This window comes from Holdemanella sp. DFI.5.55 (assembly GCF_020593575.1).
GTDB lineage: Bacteria > Bacillota_I > Bacilli_A > Erysipelotrichales > Erysipelotrichaceae > Holdemanella > Holdemanella hominis.
Window position 1 is genome coordinate 1 of sequence record NZ_JAJDMK010000042.1, and the last position, 20,237, is coordinate 20,237.

20 protein-coding genes are annotated in these 20,237 nt (G+C 33.2%); all 20 read right to left on the reverse strand.

Annotated elements, in window-relative coordinates:
- Positions 1-179: 179 nt before the first annotated feature.
- Positions 180-932: a copper homeostasis protein CutC gene (locus LJE08_RS08830; protein ID WP_227402966.1), complete on the reverse strand. Its 753-nt coding sequence runs from the start codon at positions 930-932 to the stop codon at positions 180-182.
- Positions 933-996: 64 nt separating this feature from the next.
- On the reverse strand, positions 997-2,157 hold the full coding sequence (locus LJE08_RS08835; protein WP_227402967.1) for an SIS domain-containing protein: 1,161 nt from the start codon (positions 2,155-2,157) through the stop codon (positions 997-999).
- Positions 2,158-2,171: 14 nt separating this feature from the next.
- Complete coding sequence (locus LJE08_RS08840; protein WP_117995759.1) at positions 2,172-3,053, reverse strand: aldose 1-epimerase family protein; 882 nt, start codon at positions 3,051-3,053, stop codon at positions 2,172-2,174.
- 38 nt (positions 3,054-3,091) lie between these two features.
- A complete protein-coding gene (locus LJE08_RS08845; protein WP_227402968.1) occupies positions 3,092-4,102 on the reverse strand; it encodes a Gfo/Idh/MocA family protein in 1,011 nt (336 codons plus the stop codon).
- 19 nt (positions 4,103-4,121) lie between these two features.
- Positions 4,122-5,525 (reverse strand): PTS transporter subunit IIC, encoded by a 1,404-nt coding sequence (locus LJE08_RS08850; RefSeq protein WP_227402969.1) that lies wholly within the window; start codon positions 5,523-5,525, stop codon positions 4,122-4,124.
- Positions 5,526-5,563: 38 nt separating this feature from the next.
- Positions 5,564-5,842 carry a PTS sugar transporter subunit IIB gene (locus LJE08_RS08855; protein ID WP_117995762.1) on the reverse strand — a complete coding sequence of 93 codons (279 nt, stop codon included), beginning with the start codon at positions 5,840-5,842 and terminating at the stop codon, positions 5,564-5,566.
- Position 5,843: 1 nt separating this feature from the next.
- Positions 5,844-6,317 carry a PTS sugar transporter subunit IIA gene (locus LJE08_RS08860; RefSeq protein ID WP_227402970.1) on the reverse strand — a complete coding sequence of 158 codons (474 nt, stop codon included), beginning with the start codon at positions 6,315-6,317 and terminating at the stop codon, positions 5,844-5,846.
- Positions 6,318-6,340: 23 nt separating this feature from the next.
- On the reverse strand, positions 6,341-6,772 hold the full coding sequence (locus LJE08_RS08865; protein ID WP_227402971.1) for a PTS sugar transporter subunit IIA: 432 nt from the start codon (positions 6,770-6,772) through the stop codon (positions 6,341-6,343).
- A gap of 248 nt (positions 6,773-7,020) precedes the next feature.
- On the reverse strand, positions 7,021-9,048 hold the full coding sequence (locus LJE08_RS08870; protein ID WP_227402972.1) for a transcription antiterminator: 2,028 nt from the start codon (positions 9,046-9,048) through the stop codon (positions 7,021-7,023).
- Positions 9,049-9,050: 2 nt separating this feature from the next.
- Entirely contained in the window at positions 9,051-9,506 is a 456-nt protein-coding gene (locus tag LJE08_RS08875) for a DUF3284 domain-containing protein (RefSeq protein ID WP_227402973.1), read from the reverse strand.
- Between the two features lie 127 nt (positions 9,507-9,633).
- Entirely contained in the window at positions 9,634-10,281 is a 648-nt protein-coding gene (locus tag LJE08_RS08880) for an HAD family phosphatase (RefSeq protein WP_227402974.1), read from the reverse strand.
- 127 nt (positions 10,282-10,408) lie between these two features.
- A complete protein-coding gene (locus tag LJE08_RS08885) occupies positions 10,409-11,566 on the reverse strand; it encodes a M20 family metallopeptidase (protein ID WP_227402975.1) in 1,158 nt (385 codons plus the stop codon).
- 93 nt (positions 11,567-11,659) lie between these two features.
- The gene (gene agaF, locus LJE08_RS08890) at positions 11,660-12,091 is read right to left on the reverse strand and encodes a PTS galactosamine/N-acetylgalactosamine transporter subunit IIA (protein ID WP_217256054.1); all 432 of its coding nucleotides are present in this window, start codon (positions 12,089-12,091) and stop codon (positions 11,660-11,662) included.
- 23 nt (positions 12,092-12,114) lie between these two features.
- Positions 12,115-13,293, reverse strand: a complete 1,179-nt coding sequence (locus LJE08_RS08895) for an SIS domain-containing protein (RefSeq protein WP_117925977.1) — start codon at positions 13,291-13,293, stop codon at positions 12,115-12,117.
- A 139-nt stretch (positions 13,294-13,432) separates the two neighbouring features.
- Positions 13,433-14,284 carry an aldose 1-epimerase family protein gene (locus LJE08_RS08900; protein WP_117925975.1) on the reverse strand — a complete coding sequence of 284 codons (852 nt, stop codon included), beginning with the start codon at positions 14,282-14,284 and terminating at the stop codon, positions 13,433-13,435.
- Between the two features lie 23 nt (positions 14,285-14,307).
- On the reverse strand, positions 14,308-15,066 hold the full coding sequence (locus LJE08_RS08905) for a Cof-type HAD-IIB family hydrolase (protein WP_186998640.1): 759 nt from the start codon (positions 15,064-15,066) through the stop codon (positions 14,308-14,310).
- Between the two features lie 214 nt (positions 15,067-15,280).
- Complete coding sequence (locus LJE08_RS08910; protein ID WP_217255883.1) at positions 15,281-16,126, reverse strand: patatin family protein; 846 nt, start codon at positions 16,124-16,126, stop codon at positions 15,281-15,283.
- Positions 16,119-17,282: an NADP-dependent malic enzyme gene (locus tag LJE08_RS08915; protein ID WP_227402976.1), complete on the reverse strand. Its 1,164-nt coding sequence runs from the start codon at positions 17,280-17,282 to the stop codon at positions 16,119-16,121. The genes LJE08_RS08910 and LJE08_RS08915 overlap by 8 nt, the downstream gene beginning before the upstream one ends.
- 9 nt (positions 17,283-17,291) lie before the next feature.
- Positions 17,292-18,488, reverse strand: coding sequence for a peptidase T (pepT, locus tag LJE08_RS08920; protein WP_227402977.1), 1,197 nt, complete (start codon positions 18,486-18,488; stop codon positions 17,292-17,294).
- Positions 18,489-18,501: 13 nt separating this feature from the next.
- On the reverse strand, positions 18,502-20,100 hold the full coding sequence (locus LJE08_RS08925; protein ID WP_117925964.1) for a putative manganese-dependent inorganic diphosphatase: 1,599 nt from the start codon (positions 20,098-20,100) through the stop codon (positions 18,502-18,504).
- Positions 20,101-20,237: the final 137 nt, after the last annotated feature.

Sequence of the window (20,237 nt, forward strand, 5' to 3'; positions counted from 1 at the left end):
ATTATTGTACGCTATTTCTCGTCAAAAATCAACCATTTGTTGTGACAGAGCCTTTTATTATTTATCACTAACAATTATAAAAATTGGCTAAAAAAACACATTTTTATCACAAAATCTTCTTAAAAGTCTAAATTAAAAACCGTTTCATAAGAAAAAGGAACATTCAAATCTGTTCCCTTTCACATTTTTCTATTTTTTAAATTATCTAACCGCTTTTTTAATTCCTTTACCTTGATCAACGATACACACTCATAATTATCCGTACCATCTAAATAACTGTATGAAATGACTCCATATGATGTCGTATGATCTTGATGAAAATCTTTACAAGATGAATGAATTTGATTTGTATGCGTATAATTAACAATCTCTGAAACATTATCAATATTGATGCTGCCACCAGGTAAGATTTCTATCTTTTCTCCATACGTATCGATTATATATTTTATTTCTTCTTTTGCTTCTAATACTGTTCTTTTTTGTGCACTCGTTAACACACGATCTACATGACATTCAATTAACTTTTCAATTGACGACGTGTAATTCTCGCAAACATCAATCGCCTTATGAAATACTGCTTTTTTATTAAAACTATGAATTACAGTCACCATTTTGCGTACAAATTCGACATCAACTTCTCTATTTTTAGTCAAGCACCCAAACACAATGGCATCCGCACCATTTTCCAATAATATTTTTGTATCTTCTAGCATTACAATTTTTTCTCTATTTGAATAACAAAAACCAGCAGCTCGATTACGAACCATGCATGCCACTTCTAAACTCATTTCCCTTTTGACATTACGTAAAGTTGCAACAGACGGTGTTAACCCACCTAAGCTCAACGCACTATTTAACTCAACGCGGGTTGCTCCACCACGATAGGCATTCACACAATCACTATAACTACCAGCACAAACTTCTAATATCATACATTTCTTCCTTTCAGTTATTTAGAAAAAAATCAAGCAAGATTATCCTGCTTGATTTGTAATTTTATAAATCATAAATTGTTACACCTTTAACAACACGATTAACTTCTCCACTTGGACATGGATCATCTGGTGTAATACCAACATGAATCGATTTGAATAATGCTGTAATTTGAGCATATACGATATAGTTTAATCCTAAGAAGAAATTATCTAAAGATTCAGGCAAATCAATATCGAAACTAAAATCAGCTAATTCATGCAATTCTTCAATGTGATTTCCTACGACTACTAATTTGTTTCCTTTTCTTTGACTACTCATTTCTTTAATCAAATCCAGCTCATATCTTCTTGTATATTCATCATCACTCACATATACCACAGTCAAAGTATTATCATTCACAACTGACTTTGGACCATGTCTAAATCCCATAGGTGAATCAAACATCGTTGTTACAGCACCTTGTGTCAACTCAAGCATTTTCAATTGACTTTCTTGTGCAACACCTTTTAAACTATTAGACCCTAAATAAACAATACGATTAAAATCATAACTACTAACTAAATCAGAAATTTTTTTCCAATCGTTTTCCAATGTATAATTAGTTGAATCACAGATTTCATTTACATATTTTTCGATTTCATCTAGCTTATCTAACTGAAAACAAAGAACTGTTGCCAACATCATATTTGTATATGATGAAGTCATCGCAAAACTCTTATCCAATGTTTCAGGGGTCAAATCAATTGCATAAGCATTTTCTTCTTTTTCTGCATATTTAGAAAGAGCTCCATCTTTATTGCAAGTAATTGCTAAATGATAAATATTTTCACAAACTGCATTTGCTACTTTAAGAGCTCCAACTGATTCAGGAGAATCTCCACTACGACCATAAGATACTAATAATGTTGGTTTCGTTTTAGATAAATATTTTGTAGGAGAATTTACCAAATCCGTAGTTGCATAAGATTTTACTTTAAAATCATATTTATCATTTAAATAAGGGAACACACTATTTCCAACATATTCACTTGTTCCTGCACCCGTTAAAATAATGTCATAATCATCACAACTTAACACTTTATCTAAAAATGCTTTGATATTTTCTTTGTCCTCTTTAATTTGTTTAACTGTCTTTTTCCAAGTGGAAGGTTGTTGCATAATTTCTGTTGCTGTATAAACACCAGTTAATCCTTCCCATTCTTCTTTTGCTTTACCAAACATATTTGTGCCTCCAATTACTTAATTTCAATTGTATAAGTATATTCTTTACATTGACCTGCTTCTAAGCTAGCGACTTCGTCACGATTTTTAAATTCTCCGACATTTCCCATATAATCAGAATGTCCTACCCATGGTTCAAGGCATACAAATTTCAAGTCTTTGTCTTGAACATATGGAGACCATATGGCTAAATTGTCAAAACCTTCAAAGTTTAATTTTACTTCATGAGAATTTGTAATACTCTTAATACTAACTGAATTAGATACAGGATGTCTAAATCCTAAAGCTTCTTTCATAAATAAATCTTTTCGAATAAAGAACTTATTTTCATTTTCAAAGAAAGGAACTGTTTCTGGTAATAATTGACCTGAATCAGATAATGCAAATACACCTACGCGTTCATTTTTTTCAAACTCAATATAATAATCATTACAAGTTTCATTATCATATAAAGGAGTTCTAAAGCCAGGATGTCCTGCATAATTGAAATACATCGTTTTATTATCATCATTCATGATATGAGTCGTTACAATTAATTTATTATCAATTAATTCATATCTAATTTTTACTCTACAATCAAACGGATACATCTTTTTAGTATCTTCAGTATTAGTAAATAAGAATTCTACAAATGAATCTTGTTTTTCAACTACCGGTATTATTTCATATCGGATAATCCCATTTGATTTCATAGAATATTTTTCTCCATCAAATAGAGTTTCCATATTATTTAATTTACCAATAATTGGAAATGGTACAGGAGCACTACTTTTCCAATAGTCTGGATCTTTCTGCCAAAGAAATTCTGTCCCATCTTCCTTTAAATATATAGAACTCATTTGAGCACCTAATTCATCAATACAAACTGTTAATTTATTAGATTCAATTTTCAACATACTCTATATCCTTAAAGAAGAGTGTATAATACACTCTTCTACAAATAAATTACCTTTCCTGTTTCAGCTGATTCATGAACAGCTGCAGCAATTTTAGTTGCCTGCAATCCATCGAATGCTGATGTTCTAAATTCTCTACCATTTACAATATCAGATACGAATTCTTGCATTGGTTCTAATCCAAATCCACTAGCGCTGTTTTCGACGAAATTCATGAAAATATAGTTTGGAATGCCTTGTTTCTTGTCTGAATACGATTTAACACCACGATATGACTCATTCTTGAAATATTTGTTTTCTGTTAGAATTACTAATTGTCCATCGTTTGATTTAGGGAAAGTATTAGGTAAAATCCAACTTGTTTCAACTGTCCAGTTACTTCCATCTTTCATAGTAAGAACAGCCTGTAAGTTATCCCAAGTGTTATAGCCTTTTTTCTTCAACACTTCTTTGTTTCCAACTGCATATACTTTTTCAACTTCGCTTTCAGTAATGTAACGAATCAAGTCATAGCAGTGAACACCTAAGAACCATGCTGGAGATGATTTGTCAGTCCAAGTAAACCATTGTTCTGGAACTGCGATGACATCATCTAATGCCATATAGCCTCTGATAATCTTCTTATCTTCTGATTTAATGTCATCTTTAATGCAGTTATATGCTGGGTCCCAACGTTTGTGGAAGTCAACTGAAATCTTAACATTGTTCTTTTCTGCTAATTCAATTAACTCTTCACATTCTTTCACTGTTAAAGCCATTGGTTTTTCAATCAATAAGTATTTAACTCCTGCTTCAATTGCATCTTTACATGGATCAAAGTGATATGGGTCTGAAGTAGCAACACTTACAGCATCTAATGCTTCAGCTTCAACCATTTCTTTTACAGTTGAATATCCTTTTACACCATATTTTTCTTCTGCAGCTTTTTTACGTTCGTCGTTCAAGTCACAGAATACAACTTTTTCTACATTTGGATCACATGCATATGTATGAATGTGATAATTTCCATAAATACCTGCACCTACAACACCAATTTTTACTTTTTTCATTATATTCACTCCTTACGATTTACATTGATTCAATACCAATTGTTTCTTCAAATTTTGCATCTTCTTTTGCATAGTATTTTTCTAATACTTTACCACCAAAGATAACTACAACATCTAATGCGATCAACAATACGAATCCCACTCCTGGTACTTCAGCTAATAATGTTGGAATCAAGATGAATAGGTTACCTAAAGCAGTAGTTGTTGCGAATTGTCCTTTTGCAACTAAATCCATACCAGCACCTTTAGTAAGTTGAGTGAATAATGGAGCTGCCCAACTTGAAATGTAAAGTACGATTGGCAAGAAAATCAAACTTGACATGATAGTACGACGTTTGTTAGCACGGTGTACGATTGTTGCGAAACATACATAGAATGCTGCAAATGGAACTTCACCTAATGGAAGAGTAATGTTTCCTGGTAAAATTGCTGCGAAAATCATGAAGAATGGAATCATTAAGAATCCAACAGAAATTGTTACTGGGTGACCAATTGTAACAGCTGAATCTAGACCGATATTTAATGAACGATCTGGGAAGTGTTTAACGAAGAATGACTTAGCTTGGTTAGAAATTGGAATTAAACCATTTACTAACATCTTAACAACCATTGGGAACAATTCCATCAATGCTGCAGTTTTGATTGTAACATCAGCAATACCTTTGAAATCATATCCAGCAACGATACCAAAGAACATACCCATGATCAAACCTAAATAAATTCTTTCACCGAAGATAGCTCCAATTATGTGAGTAAATCCTTTTCCTTCGTCTTCTACATAATCATCTTCGATTGGTTTGTGAGCGAAATAAGGAATACGATCATAAATTTTATCTAACACCATGAAGAATGGAGCACTTGCTGCTGCAAATCCGTGAGGAATAGCAATTGCTTCAATACCAATAATTTGTTGAGTACGGTGTGCCATGATATCTGCAACCTTTAAGCCTAAAATAGCGTGACTTACACCAGCTAAGATACCTAACCAGAAGTTTCCGGTAATTAAATCAACAAAACCAGCAGTGATTCCAAAATACCAGAAGTTATAAATATCAACGTTAATTGTGTTTGTAAGTTTTAAAGCAACCATAACTACGTTTACTACGATAACAAATACAATTAATGTTGCACTAACTAAACCACCAAATCCAACGGCAGCTGCAGGAGATCCACCAACATCAATTGCTGTTAAATTTAAGTGAAGAACATTTACAGCTTCATTAATAACTGGTCCCAATGAGTTAGCTGTCAATGTTGAAACAATACTAACACCAACTAAACCGATACCAACAGTAGCTCCAGCTTTAATAGCTTTAGGAATTGATAAACCAAATAATAAACCGATTAAGCACATCAACATAGGAACAAAGATATAACTTCCTAATCCAACGATGTACGATATAACATCCATTACGACTTGCATTATTTTTCTCCTCTAATTTTTATTTTCTATTTTGATTTTTATTTTTTTAGAACTTCTAAGACTTGTTCTGTTACAGCATCTTCATTTACGCCTGATAAATAAGCACTTCCAGAAATGACTGGAGATTTATATTTTTTACGAACTCTCATTGTAGTAATAATTAAATCAACATCTCCATCGTAGTTATCTACTTCTGTTAAAGTACATTGAATTGTCTTAAATTGAATACCATTTTTCTTTAAGATATCTTCAACTTTAGACTTAACCATACTTGATGTAGCTAATCCAGCTCCACAAGCAATTACAACTTTTTTCATATTAATTTTCCCCCAATTCTTCTAAATATTTATTTAAGCAATCGCAGATTTTTTCATCTGAATCTGTAGTAGCTATAGTGTTAAGTAATTCTTCATGCTGGAACACCTTCATTAAGAATTGAAGCATTGCCAACTGTTCATGTGATCCACCAATTGCCAACATAAACATAATTTTTACATCTACTTCAGCATCCATGTCTTCCATACTATGGAATTTGACTGGATTCTTTAAAACACCAATTGCAACATGATTTCCTTTAATGCCATCATCAAATGCATGTGGAATCGCAATTGCAGGGCCTTTTGTCTGTAATCCTGTAGGATACTCTTGTTCACGCTCAATTACTTTTCCAGCATATTCTTCAGATACGTATTCTTTTGCAGTTAATAACTTACTCAATTTATTTATTGCATCCGAACTATCATCTGCGCTTAAATTTGTTGTTACCAAATCTGGTACAAATTTAAATTCCATATTTTCTTCTCCAATCTATCTTTTTAAGCAAATTTCTCATAGAGCTCTCTAATCGTTTCTGACTCTAAAATATCACTGACGTTGTTTTCCTTATTTAAAATCTCTGCCACCTTTTTCAACATCACAAGATGTGAAACGGAATCTGTAGAAGCAAGCACAACAATCAGTCTTATTGGCTCCCTCGAATTTTCATAATAGACAGAATGTTTTAAAAGCAGAACAGAAATTGCATTTTTGTTTACGCCTTGCTCAGGTCTAGCATGTGGAAGAATTATGTAAGGAGAAATAATGAATTTACTTCCAGCTCTTTTTAGATTTTCCATGATTGCTTCTTCATATTCAACTTTTACAAAGCCATTTTCAATTAATGGAGTAATTGCCTTTTTAGTTGCTTTATGCCAGTCAATTTCATTCGCATCAATTTGGAAATTATTCATCAAAATAAATTCATCCATCTTTCTACCTCACTCACTTCGAGTTTGTTCAAAATATAAATATTGAATATCAAGCTCTTCTAAAGATGTGCACTTCTTTATGTCTGTATTATACGTTGAACCCATTTTTTAAAATAGTCCAAGAAGTTTGAACTTGTTTGTGCAATTTGTTGTACTCAATAGTTTTATGCAAAATAAATTGCATTTATTAATGTTTATCAACATAAAAAAGGGCTTACACACCATTTCTGGCATATAAACCTTTGTTTTTAAGTACGATTAACCATCTTCTTTATCAATTCCATAATCTCATCTACATTTTTATCAAGTAGTGCATTCAAATCTATATCATCTGATGCTAACATCGAAATATCCTTTAGTATTTGTAGATGTTCCTTGGGATTTGAACTCGATATTACAAATAAATAATGAATATTTAAATCATCTTCAAACTGAATATTTTTCTTATTTATCAACAAAGCTGTTCCAAGTGCATTCGCTCCAGCTTCTGTTTTTGCATGGGCAATCGCAATACGATTTTTTATGACAATATACGGACCATAATCTCGAACTAACCCAATCATTTCATTAATATAATTTTCTGTGATGATATTTGTTTTTAATAAAGGAACACTCGCAAGACGAATTGCTTCATCCCACATAATATCTTTATCAATACGAATCAAATGATCCCTATACATGATATCTTTTAAACGTAATTGTTTTTCCTCTACAACATCTACAATTAAATTTCCCTCTCTAAAATAATCATACACATCTCTTTTCAAATTTTTCATCTGAATTGGATCTACATATTTTTGTATAATTGAAAACAAACCAGAAAAATTGTCTTTATTTAATTTATACGTTTGCATATTCAATGACATCATTGATGCAATCTTTGACTTATCATCCTTCGTCAATATCGCATTAACCTTGATCCAAGGAATATCTGTATCCAAATCAATTGTCGATACTATGAAATCAATATTTTCTTTATATTGCGCTATATTCTCTGCAGCTGTTGCAGCAATAACAGTTACATTCGCATAAAGATCTTCTACTTCTCGTTTCAACAAAGTTGAAGTTGATATACCACTCGGACAAACAATCAACACTCTAATTAGCGCATAAAATTTACCCTGTACTTGTTTTAAATGACCGCCAAAATGCATTGTTATATATGATATTTCACTATCTGTAAGAATAAAAGGAAATTCATCATCCATGCTTTCACATAAATTTTTTATCATTTGATATAAATTGCCATAATTTTCCTTTACATCCTCTAATAATGTATTCGAAATTTGTATGGATAGCTGATAATAATACATCGACAATTTAAAATGCATGTATAAAGAATTAACAAGTTCATTCTTCTCGCTAATATCACAAGAAGTCTGGCGCTCAAATAAATCAACTAAATGCAATGCTAATTCAAACAATTGGATATCTCTTTGGCTATCATCTAAACGAATAACACTACCTGCTTTAGACCCAAGTAAATGAATCGTTAAATATAATCGTTCATGTACATTCAAATCTTGAAAATATTTATCGATCATATGTAATTCTTCTGTTTTCTCAAGATCTCTTAATTCTAATATTGAAAGATCAAATTTTTCATCCACATAATGAACAATATTCAATAAACATGCGATTGCTAAAAGATTATAATCATCATATTCATTATGCATCTTTAATGAAATTTGCTGTAAACGTGAATAAAAAGTTTCTACTTCTGAAACATCCAAAAATTCAATACTCTTATAATGTATTTTTTTCAATAAGATTTTTAGATAATACAACAACAATGCTCTCTTACTAAAAACCTGTCCATTTATCATATAACCATTTTTTATATCAAAATATAAAGATACATCATACTTCTCAATTTCACTTTTTAAATCCTTTAAATCATTAAAAACAGAGTTACGAGAAATATCAAATAATTCCATAATATTTTCTATATGAATATTAGTCTTAGGATACATCATCCAACAAATCAAATAATGAACTCTTTCATCTGGAGATAAATTTTGTAAAGTTCTATCGGAATGCAATATCGAATCCACAACTTTTTTTTGATCCGCTGTTAAATAATATCCATGTCCACGCTTATTATTAATCGGTTCCATACGTAATTCATAGAAAATATCATTAATTTTATTAACAATATAGTAAACTGTCCGACGACTAATATCTAACTGGTCTTGAATCGATTGAATGGATTGCGGATTTTCATTCTCTAAAAGTAACATTAAAAATTCTTTTTGTGATTTTTCTAGTTTAACCATAATTATTTATCCCTATGTTGAATGATATAATCTTCAATTTTCTTCAATAATTTTTTGCCCTTTTTAAAACTTTGTTTATCCAAATACTTCTGTCCAAACAATCCATTTTGTGAACGAATCGTACCATTTCCCTTTTTTGTCTCATACCTTTCTTCATAAGATGCTTCTATACCATCCTCTAATATATTTTCTATACGATATGTTACATATGTACGATCCACATCACTCTCAAATACAGAAGAATATTCCTTTAATGGAATACAAGATAACACTTTAACTGTCACCTCTGAATTTCCTTTAAATCGATTTGGTAACACCTTTTTATAATTTAATCCAGGCTTAATTTGACTTGCATGAATACTCTTGTTTGTTGTCTTTTTGATATCCCCTATTATAGAATCTGTAATCTCTTTAAAAAACTCATCTGCTATAACATTTAATTTTTCGATTGCTTTCATTTCATGTCTCCTTGTTTTTAGTGCACAATAATATACTACATTTCTTAGAATACATTACATTGCACACATTGTAAAGAGAATACGCTTACATTTTATCGAAAATAATAAGTGACTTTTTAAAAGCCACTTACAAACGTTTTTTCTTTATATCCTCTAAAGCCAAATTCAAATCATCATATATTCCATATGCAGTTTCTTTTTCGATTATAGTCGGTTGTACTAAATCTGGAATCATGATTGTTTTGCATCCAGCAGCAACTCCTGCCGCTACCCCAGCTCTAGCATCTTCAAAAACATAGCATTCCTCTGGACAAACCACAACCCTTTCACATGCTAGTAAGTATATATCTGGATTGGGTTTACCCTTAGACACTTCTGAACCATTCACAATTACATCGAAATAAGTTTCAAGTCTTGACACCCTTAAATTATTCTCAATCATATCTTGTGGAGAACTACTCGCAACAGCCAATTTAAAATCTTCACTTTTAAAATAATCCAGTATCTCAAAAACACCAGGCTTCATAGGAACATATTCTCTTTCCAAAGACAATGCATTCTCAAATAATTCCTTTTGTAAAACAAATGCATCTTGATTAGGCAAATACCGGTTTACAATATTTCGCATTACAACGCCTGAACAGCCTCTTAGTTCTTCTTGCATCTTAGGATCCAATACAAACCCATAATTATCAGCATTCATTTGCCATGCACGATCAAAAATCAATTCTGAATCAAACAATAATCCATCCATATCAAAAATTGCAGCCTTCATTAATTACCTCCAAATATGTTCTATATTTGATTTTAATTTACTTGTACATTTTGTCAATAAATAATGTTTAGATTACTGATTTATGCAAATTAAAAACTGATTTCTACAAAGAAACCAGCTTTAATAATTATTGATTAAACTCTTTTTTTGCTTTTTCTAACTTTTCAGGTTCAGTAATCAAATCTAAACCAATTAACGCAATAGCTGTAGCTGCTGTTACTAATCCAGCTTTTCCATCTTCACTAATTGTTGCAGCCGCCATTTCTTTAGAATGACCAGCAACTGAGCAATCTGCGATTTTGATAGTTCCCTGAATTGTTGGACAAACATAACTTACACTTCCAACATCTGTAGAACCACATGGAATTTCATCAACCGGATTAATTTGCTCGACTCCTAGCTCTTTATATTTTTCTGTCAACATATCAGCTAGTGTATAGTTGATTTTTGTATCTTCATAAGGACATTCATACATACTTGTTTTGTAAGTTGTTTGGCTTGCAATACAAGAACCCTTCACACAATCCTCTGCACGAGTTGCAATCTCTTTACAATATGCCATCGTAGTTGCTCTAAAATAATACTCCATACTTGCATAAGCAGGAATTACATTGGCAGCTAAACCTCCGTCGCGAATAATTCCATGAATATATGATCCTGGAGTCACAAATTGACGTAACATTGAAATCTGTGTATATGTACTAATCGCTGCATCTAATGCACTGTGCCCCTCTTGAGGACGACATCCATGCGCATTCTTACCAAAGAATTCATACTTAATTGGTAAAATAGCTAATGATCTAGATCCGACACCATTTTCTGTACTTGGATGAACCATTAAAGCTGCATCTACATCATTAAACACACCAGCTTCACTCATTTTCACTTTTCCACCAAAGTTTTCTTCACCAGGCGTACCTACGACACGAACAGTTCCGCCTACTTCATCAACAATACTCTTTAAAGCTTCACCTGCTGCAATACCAATTCCTGCAATTAAATTATGTCCACATCCATGTCCTACTTCTGGTAATGCATCATATTCACACATAAATGCAATTGTTGGACCTCCTTTGCATGATTTGTATTCAGCCACAAAATCTGTATCGATTACAACACCAGCCTTTACATCAAAGCCCGCATCCTTTAAATATTTCACTAAAACCTTTTGTGTTTCATATTCCTGAAACCCTGTTTCCGGATTATCATAAAGCGTTTTTACAATATCCATATATGCATCTAAATGATCTTGAATAGATGCCTCAATTCTTCCTTTATAATCCATTCTAAATACCTCCGTATATGAAAATATCATACCTCATTTTCAGATGTTTGAAAAGTTTTTACAAAAAAAGCCAGGCAAAGCCTAGCTTAAATATTAGATACCATCTGAAAAATCGTCGTTTTGCTCAATGTGTTGGAATACATAACGCATAACTTGATCTTTTCCAACGTTGCAAGCTGATTCAGCTAAAGCATGAACATCTTCAGAGAAAGTACGAGTTAAGTTGATTTCAACTAACATACCTAAGTTTGTACCTGCAACAACTTCTACGTTTCCTCTTGGGAATCCAATTTCAACAGCCGTTTTGAATGGAGAACCACCAGCTAAATCACTTAACACAATGATTCCTTCGCAGTCTTTTAATGAATCCATAGCATCTGTTAATTTTTTTGCTAAATCATCCGTTGAATCTGTGGATTCAAAATCTACAGCAACATATTCTTTTGCATCTCCAGCAATCAAGTTTAAGCTTGTAGTTAAACCTGTCGCAAAGTGGCCATGACCAGTAACAATTAATCCTATCATCTTCTTTTTTCTCCTCTAAATTCTTACTTTGCAGTATATGGGTAAATAGTAACACCCTTAACAACACGGTTTACTTCACCTGTTGGACATGGATTGTCTGGTGTAATCTTGTAGCTCAATGATTTAAATAACGCAATAACCTGAGCAACTAAAATATAGTCAAATCCTAAGAAAATATTATCTTTTGGCGCATCTAAATCAAAGTTAATGAATGTATCTACTAATCCTTCGATTTCAGCATCTGCATGACTAGAAACTGCAACTAAACGGTTCTTTTTGCGTTGTCCACTCATTTCTTTAATAATGTCATATTCATATTGTCTTTGATATTCATCATCTGATAAATAAACAACTGTTAAACATTCATCGTTGATAACTGATTTAGGTCCGTGACGGAATCCCATTGGACTATCAAATGTAGTTGTAACTGTACCAGCAGTTAATTCACAAATTTTTAATTGACTTTCTTGAGCAATACCCTTCAATGTATTTGCACCTAAGTATACAATACGGTTAAATTCCGCAAAGTCAGCAACTAAATTTTCACATACTTTGTATCCTTCATCAACAAATTTTTGTCCTTGAGCGATAACACTCTCCATTTCTTTTGCAACTTCATCAATATCATCTAAACGGAAACATAATAATGCAGCCAACATCATGTTAGAGAAACTTGAAGTCATTGCGAAAGACTGATCATGAGTTTCTGGTGTTAAGTTAATATCATAAGCATTGTCACGAGTAGCTGCCGCTTTTGCTAAAGCCCCATCTTTGTTACATGTAATGAATAAATGATACACATTTTCCTTACATACTTCATCAGCAACTTGTACTGAGCCAACACTTTCAGGAGAGTTTCCTGAACGACCAAAGTTCACTAATAAAGTCTTTTTATTTCTTGATAAATAGTTTTCTGGAGTTTCTACTAAATCAGTAGAAGCATATGATTTTGCATGGTAACCAGTATAACGGTTAACATATGAATATAATGCATTACCTACATATTCACTTGTTCCAGCACCTGTAAACACGATATCACAATCTGGATCACTTAATACAGGTTCCATGAATTTCTTTAAAGCTTCCTTTTCATTTTTAATTTGAGCAATTGTTTTTGCCCAAGTGGCAGGTTGTTGGTAGATTTCCTGTGCAGTAAAAATACCACTTAATTCTTCCCAAGTTGATTTTTCTTTTCCGAACATTTTTCTTTCTCCTTCTGAACTAATTTCATTATAACCGTTTTTAACCAAAATAAAAGATTTTAGGTGAAAGTAAACTAAAAAGTGCAAATTTGTTCTTTAAAAATACAAATTCTTATTAAAAAAGAAGGATTTCTCCTTCTTAAAGTACCTCGATCCAGTATGAACAAGACCACACTTCATTTGGTTTTAAAACCATAGTTCCTTCTCTATGATAGAAATCTGGTGTTTCTTTTTCGAAATCCCCATGGGAATACCAAGGTTCAATGCATAAGAAATCCGATGCACTATCATGAGTCCATAAAGCCAAATATGGATATCCCTCAATCGATACGCGAACCACTTCTTCATCTCCATGTTTTAAAGTTACATAATTTGATTTTAAATCCTTATAAATAATCGTCGCATACTTCTTTACATCTTCTCTAGATAATTTCCATTCTTTAAATGCAACATCCTGATACTCTACATTCTTTTCGTAGCTAGGATCAAACAACAATTGTTTCGTATTTTCTTCTTTTTCAAATACCAAAGTATACGTAGAAAACTCATCATCCAATTTAAAGGCAGGATGCAAACCAAACCCAAAAGGCATGTCCTTAGAGTCATTATTTTTTACATGATACTGAATTAAAACTTTATTTCCATCCAATTTATATCCAATCTCAAAATGGAAATTAAAAGGATATTGAGCTAACGTATCCTCATTCGCATCTAAGCTAAATACAAGTTCATCTTCTTGACTTTCACCCTTTAAAGTCGCATAACGAATCAATCCATGATTTTTCATCGCATATTTTTTACCATCAATCTCATAATCCTTTGTATATGTATTTCCTACCATTGGAAATAAAGAAGGATTTCTACCAGACCACCCCTGATCTCCTTGATATAAAGTTTCATGATCTGTACTCTTCTTTACTAAGTGCAGCATTTCGCCACCCTTTCCAGCACACTCCAATTTCAATACATCATTCTCTAAAATATAAGCCATCTTATTCTCCTCCTATTCAGCTTTTATTTTCCCATTAAGAAATTGTAGATACCATCCTCATCCACTCTTCCAATTACAACATCACTAACTTCTTTTAATGCATCACATGCATTGCCCATCGCAACACCCACGTCGGCAAGCTTCAACATATCAATGTCATTGGTTCCATCCCCAAAACAATACGTTGTTTCAAATGCATGAGCAACCATGATTTTTTTCACAGCCGTTGCCTTATCTACTTGATTCGCACGCAATTCAAAACAATCCGGATATTCAACATACCCTAAATCCTTGATCAAAGGTCTTAACGCCTCTTTTGTTTCTCCTTGGCAAAAAAGTAAAACGTTCAACACTTCATCCTCTTTATAAGGTTTATAAACTGGACTGTTCAGATACAATTCAAAGTATATATTATGCGCAAAACTAGAATATGGCATACCAAAATAATTTCCCCCTCTCGTACTATAACGATATTCCAAGTTTCGTTCCTTACAAAATTGATCTATACTTCTCATTTTTTCTTTTGGAATGCAATTCATTTCAAGAATCTCTTTTTGTTTATCCAAAATCAAAGCGCCACCATCACTGATCATACAATCAAATTGAAATGAACGCATACAAGAAGGAAGATTCTTTAATTCAGATTGACAACGACTCGTTGATAAAGCTACAAAGTGTCCTTGGCTTTGTAGTTCATTTAACATTTTAAAAGTTTTCTCACTCACTTCATGGAACCTGTTATTATAAAGTGTTCCATCCATATCAAAAAAATAACCATTCATATCTTAATAATAGCCTCTTTCTAATCTTTTTAAAAGAATTTTTGATTTTTAATAATAAATTCACATTGAACCTCTATAATTAGAAATGTGACTACAATCTCTTTTCTAGTAGTTTAAAACATATAACACTTCGCACAATGTGGTCACTAATGCCGCAATACACCTCCTTAAATGATTGTTGTGGCAAAAGAAAAACCTGGAAATCCAGGTTTTTCTATTTAATGAATTCTTTAATCTGATCTATACACTTTAGAGTTTCATCATATCCTAATTGAAACCAAGGACCCAATTTTTCTGGATCTGTTGTATAACGAGTGACTCCAAGATCTTTATGAGGACGCAAAACCAATGCCTTACCCTCTTTTTCAAGTTCAGCAATCTTATCCCACTGTTCCTTATAGCGAACATGACGATTTCTTAAATCATCTGTAATTTGTTTATCCTTATAAACCAAGTTTGACAGCCACAATTGCCATTTGGGAGCCGGCTTACGAACATAGCCCTCTTCCTTTGTAGAAATCACTATATGCTTATCGTTTCCAGCGCGAAGACTTTGTTCAATGCTAATCATATCTACAAGACCAGCGTCCATCCACATTTCCCCATTAAACTTATAAGGTTTAGCTAGAAGCAACAAAGCACAACTTGCCTTGATCAACGTTTCATCTTTATCAATATAACTCTTATTAAAATATTCTACCTTATGTGTTTTTAGATTATACAATCCTACTTCCATTTGCGTTTCACTATTTTGGAAAGCTTCTAAATCCAATGGAACTTTAGACTCAATAAAATCATACGTAGCTTCAATACCAAAGATCGAACCTTCTTTAAAGAATGGTCGCCATCCAACTACACCCTTTTGACAAGGTGCATCAACACCTGTAACCTCTAAACGATCTACCTGTTTTGAAACATAACTCAATAAAATTTCTGTACCCGCACTAATTCCTACACAATAAGGAAGAATAATGTCGTGTTCGAGTAAACATTTTAATACTCCTGCAGAATAAGCAGCCTTAGTACCTCCACCTTCTGCAACAATACCAACTCTACTCACGCACTACACCACTTTCTTTTGCCGCATCTGCAACTGCTTGAGCCACAACATCTGCAACTCTTGGATCTAAAGCGGAAACAATAATATGTTCACTATCCAACATATCTTCTGTAATCATTGAACTGATCGCATAAACAGCCGCTTCTTTCATCGCATCATTGATACAAGTTGCACCTGCTTTTAATGCACCTTTAAAGATACCTGGGAAAGCCAACACATTATTGATTTGGTTTGGATGATCACTACGACCTGTACCCACAATATAGGCACCAGCTTCTTTTGCGTCTTCCGGCTCAATTTCAGGCACTGGATTCGCCATTGGGAATACAATTGCCTTTTCATTCATAGACGCAATCATTTCTTTAGATACGATATGACCTGCACTAACACCAATCAATACATCTGCACCAACTAACGCATCCTTTAAAGAACCTGTTTTTCCTTCTTTATTTAACTTATCAATCAATCCTCTTTGACCACTTGTTAAATCCATATCAGCTGTTAAGATACCTTGCTTATCCACTAAAATAACATTACCCAAACCAATCTTTAAAATCAAAGTCGCAATCGCAACACCAGCACTGCCCGCACCATTGATTACGATTGTTGAATTTTGTTTTTCAGCCAATTTCAAAGCATTTACCAAAGCAGCACAAACTACAATAGCTGTACCATGCTGATCATCATGGAAAACAGGAATATTCATTTTTTCCTGTAATCTTTTTTCAACTTCAAAACAACGAGGAGCCGCAATATCTTCTAAGTTAATTCCACCAAAGCTTGGCTCTAAGCTCGAAATAATCCGAACCAATTCATCTGTATCTTGTGTATTCAAGCATAATGGAACGGCATCCACATTTCCTAGTGCCTTAAACAATACACATTTACCTTCCATTACTGGCATACCTGCTTCAGGACCAATATTTCCTAATCCCAAAACCGCACTACCATCACTAATAACCGCAACAGTATGTGCTCTACCCGTATAGACATAACTGTTCTTTTTATCTTTTTCGATTTCTAAACAAGGTGCCGCAACACCCGGTGTGTAGGCAATCGATAAATCATCTCTATTTTCAATCTTCATTTTTGGAACAGTTTCTAATTTACCATTCCACTTAGCATGTAGCCTTAAAGCTTCTTTAGCGTAATCCATGACAACCTCCTACTCAACGATTTTTAATACGATTTCAACCATCTTTTCCATCTTTTGAATACTTGCGAATTCAAAACGACCATGATGATTAAATGAACCCGTACCTAAGTTTGGACAAATTAATCCTCTTGCCGTCAACATTGCACCATCAGTTCCACCACGAATTGGTGTACTAACTGGTGTTACATCACATTGACGCAATGCATATTTTGCCTTATTCACACTACGCATATCCCCATGCATATATTGACGCATGTTTTCGTATTGATCACGAATCGATACATGAACACGATTTCCGTATTTTTCATTCATCTTATCCGCAATTGCTTCCATCTTCTGTTTTTGTGCAATAAAACTTTGTTTACTGTGATTACGAAGAATGTAAGTTAATTTTGCATCTTCACAAATTCCTTCCATATCCACTAAATGATAGAATCCTTGACGCCCCTGTGTATGTGAAGGTGTTTGTTTTTTTGGAAGACTCGAAGCATATTCCATTGCTAATAAACTCGCATTGACCATACGATCCTTAGCATCTCCAGGATGAATGCTTGTACCATCAAATGTGACAATAGCTTGTGCTGCATTAAATGTCTCATAATCAACCGAATCAATACGATCACCATCAATTGTGAACGCGTAATCCACGGTAAACTTATCTAACTCAAAGTTTTCGACACCACGACCTACTTCTTCATCTGGAGTAAAGGCAACCGCAATAAATCCATGTTCTTTTTCTGATCGAATCAACTGTTCCATAGCCTCTAAAATAATCGCAATTCCTGCTTTATCATCTGCACCAAGTAATGTCGTCCCATCTGTAACAATCAAATCATCTCCAATGCAGTTTGCCAAAGCTGGAAATTCGTCTTTAGACATGGAATACTCTTCATTTAATTGAATTGTATTTCCATCATATTTTGAAATTACACGACACTTTACATTCGCCCCCGTAATTTCAGTTGCCGTATCCATATGTGCAATAAACCCAATACGATCCATCTTCTTATCTGTATTCGCATTTAGGTATGCATACACAATACCTGTATCGGTTAATTCAACAGAATCAAAGCCTAATTTTTCACATTCAGCCTTTAGTTCACGAGCTAAAATCAATTGTTTTTCAGTGCTAGGTGCACTTGTACTTTCTTCACTTGACTGTGTGTCAAATGATGCATAATGCATTAATCTTTTTTCTACTGCCATATTAAATCCCCCTTTATGCCAGTTCTTGTGCTAAACGAGGCACAATTTGTTTTTTACGAGAAACAAATCCTTGATCCTTGAATTCTTCTACGACATCACGAACAAAATGCGATAACTTACCTACATATAAGAAACGTGAACCACGACCTTCGACATTAGTGATAACCATCAACATCAAGTCATATTCATGTATCGTGTTTTGTTCATCCATGTACTTCAAGAAATCCTCTTTAATTTCATCCACAATACTCAAATCAAACGTAAAAACCTGACTTACCGCAATGTGATATCCACTCAACATATATTCTTTAACATCATTGTAAAGAATATTCTTGAATTCTTTTCCACGAATCGTAGCCGTATTTTCGAATAATTCTTTAGCCATCGCATCAAAATCAATATCATATTCACTTGATAAACGCTTTGCCAAATTACGATCAATTGTCGTACATGTTGGTGAATTAAAATTCATTGTATCACTAATCATGCCATACGCAATCAATTTTGCGATGATTTCAGGCATTTTAACACCATATTCTGCATACATCAATCCAACAATCGTACAAGAACTACCTACTATCATATTTCTAAATACAATTGGACGATCTGTTTCAATATCACCAATACGATGGTGATCCACAATCTCTACAATATTCGCCGTTTCAATATCGCTGATACTCTGTTTCTTTTCATTATGATCCACAAGAATAAACTGTTTCTTTTCAGCCTTCAATAAGTTATATCGAGCGACAGACCCCAATATTTTTTTCTGAAACACAACAGGATAAGATGAGTGACGCGTCTTCAACATTTCACGTTCCACATCCTCTACATATTCACTTTTATTAAAGCGAATCACTTTATTAGCCGGAGTCATAATCAATTCAACCGGAATCGAACGATAAATCATTTGAATGATTTTCATAATATTATAAGGCGTACTAATTAAAGTAACTCCCATTTGTTTTGCCATTTCAATAATATAGCTATTTGGAACAAAATTTTCTGCCACGACAATAACAGCACAACCCTTTGCCATACTCTTGATCATACTATCTTCATGATCATTTAAAACCATGATGGCACCTTTTAGATCTCTATCCATCAAGCGTTTGTCCGCAATACGAACAAATCCACTTCTTTCAAGATTTCCCTTTAAAATAAAAGACCCCTTTACACTGGCAACTAAATTTTCTAATGGTGTTTCTTTTAATAATTCACTCGTAATATTTAAATCCTGCATCTGAATCTTAGAAACATCACCTAAAGTAACCATACCCTTATATTCATTTTTATCATCAACAACATACAAAGTCTTTACATGATTTTCTAAGCATAAATCCCATGCACGACGAATCGTTTGCCCTTCTTCAATTGTCACCGCATCATCAATTTCAATTTCTTCCAACGTTGAACGTGCAGTCGTTAATAAAACTGGCATATTTACATGTAATTTATCTAATATAAATTTAGTTTCTGGATTCAAAGTCCCCAAACGAGCAGCTACCGCATTGATTCCAGTCTGTCTTTTTAATTCTGCAAGAGCTAAAGCAGCACAAATTGAATCTGTATCAGGGTTTTTGTGTCCAATTACATAAATTGGTAAACTCATCGAATTCTCCTCTCAATTATCTTAATTTTGTATTTAATATTATAACATGAAAAAAAAGAAGATTCATTATCGAATCTTCTTACAGACTGTTGACAAAGTGACTGTCGACAGTCTTTTTAAAATCTGATAGAATATCT

Excerpts from the sequence above, each read along its gene's own strand:
- LJE08_RS08845 (WP_227402968.1), bottom strand. The coding sequence starts at position 4,102 with ATGAAAAAAGTAAAAATTGGTGTTGTAGGTGCAGGTATTTATGGAAAT.
- LJE08_RS08875 (WP_227402973.1), bottom strand. The coding sequence starts at position 9,506 with ATGAAAGCAATCGAAAAATTAAATGTTATAGCAGATGAGTTTTTTAAA.
- LJE08_RS08885 (WP_227402975.1), bottom strand. The coding sequence starts at position 11,566 with ATGGATTATAAAGGAAGAATTGAGGCATCTATTCAAGATCATTTAGAT.
- LJE08_RS08905 (WP_186998640.1), bottom strand. The coding sequence starts at position 15,066 with ATGAATGGTTATTTTTTTGATATGGATGGAACACTTTATAATAACAGG.
- LJE08_RS08925 (WP_117925964.1), bottom strand. The coding sequence starts at position 20,100 with ATGAGTTTACCAATTTATGTAATTGGACACAAAAACCCTGATACAGAT.
- LJE08_RS08895 (WP_117925977.1), bottom strand. The coding sequence starts at position 13,293 with ATGTTCGGAAAAGAAAAATCAACTTGGGAAGAATTAAGTGGTATTTTT.
- LJE08_RS08840 (WP_117995759.1), bottom strand. The coding sequence starts at position 3,053 with ATGTTGAAAATTGAATCTAATAAATTAACAGTTTGTATTGATGAATTA.
- LJE08_RS08880 (WP_227402974.1), bottom strand. The coding sequence starts at position 10,281 with ATGAAGGCTGCAATTTTTGATATGGATGGATTATTGTTTGATTCAGAA.
- LJE08_RS08900 (WP_117925975.1), bottom strand. The coding sequence starts at position 14,284 with ATGGCTTATATTTTAGAGAATGATGTATTGAAATTGGAGTGTGCTGGA.
- LJE08_RS08870 (WP_227402972.1), bottom strand. The coding sequence starts at position 9,048 with ATGGTTAAACTAGAAAAATCACAAAAAGAATTTTTAATGTTACTTTTA.
- LJE08_RS08850 (WP_227402969.1), bottom strand. The coding sequence starts at position 5,525 with ATGCAAGTCGTAATGGATGTTATATCGTACATCGTTGGATTAGGAAGT.
- LJE08_RS08855 (WP_117995762.1), bottom strand. The coding sequence starts at position 5,842 with ATGAAAAAAGTTGTAATTGCTTGTGGAGCTGGATTAGCTACATCAAGT.
- pepT (WP_227402977.1), bottom strand. The coding sequence starts at position 18,488 with ATGGCAGTAGAAAAAAGATTAATGCATTATGCATCATTTGACACACAG.
- LJE08_RS08835 (WP_227402967.1), bottom strand. The coding sequence starts at position 2,157 with ATGTTTGGTAAAGCAAAAGAAGAATGGGAAGGATTAACTGGTGTTTAT.
- LJE08_RS08915 (WP_227402976.1), bottom strand. The coding sequence starts at position 17,282 with ATGGATTACGCTAAAGAAGCTTTAAGGCTACATGCTAAGTGGAATGGT.
- agaF (WP_217256054.1), bottom strand. The coding sequence starts at position 12,091 with ATGATAGGATTAATTGTTACTGGTCATGGCCACTTTGCGACAGGTTTA.
- LJE08_RS08830 (WP_227402966.1), bottom strand. The coding sequence starts at position 932 with ATGATATTAGAAGTTTGTGCTGGTAGTTATAGTGATTGTGTGAATGCC.
- LJE08_RS08860 (WP_227402970.1), bottom strand. The coding sequence starts at position 6,317 with ATGGAATTTAAATTTGTACCAGATTTGGTAACAACAAATTTAAGCGCA.
- LJE08_RS08865 (WP_227402971.1), bottom strand. The coding sequence starts at position 6,772 with ATGGATGAATTTATTTTGATGAATAATTTCCAAATTGATGCGAATGAA.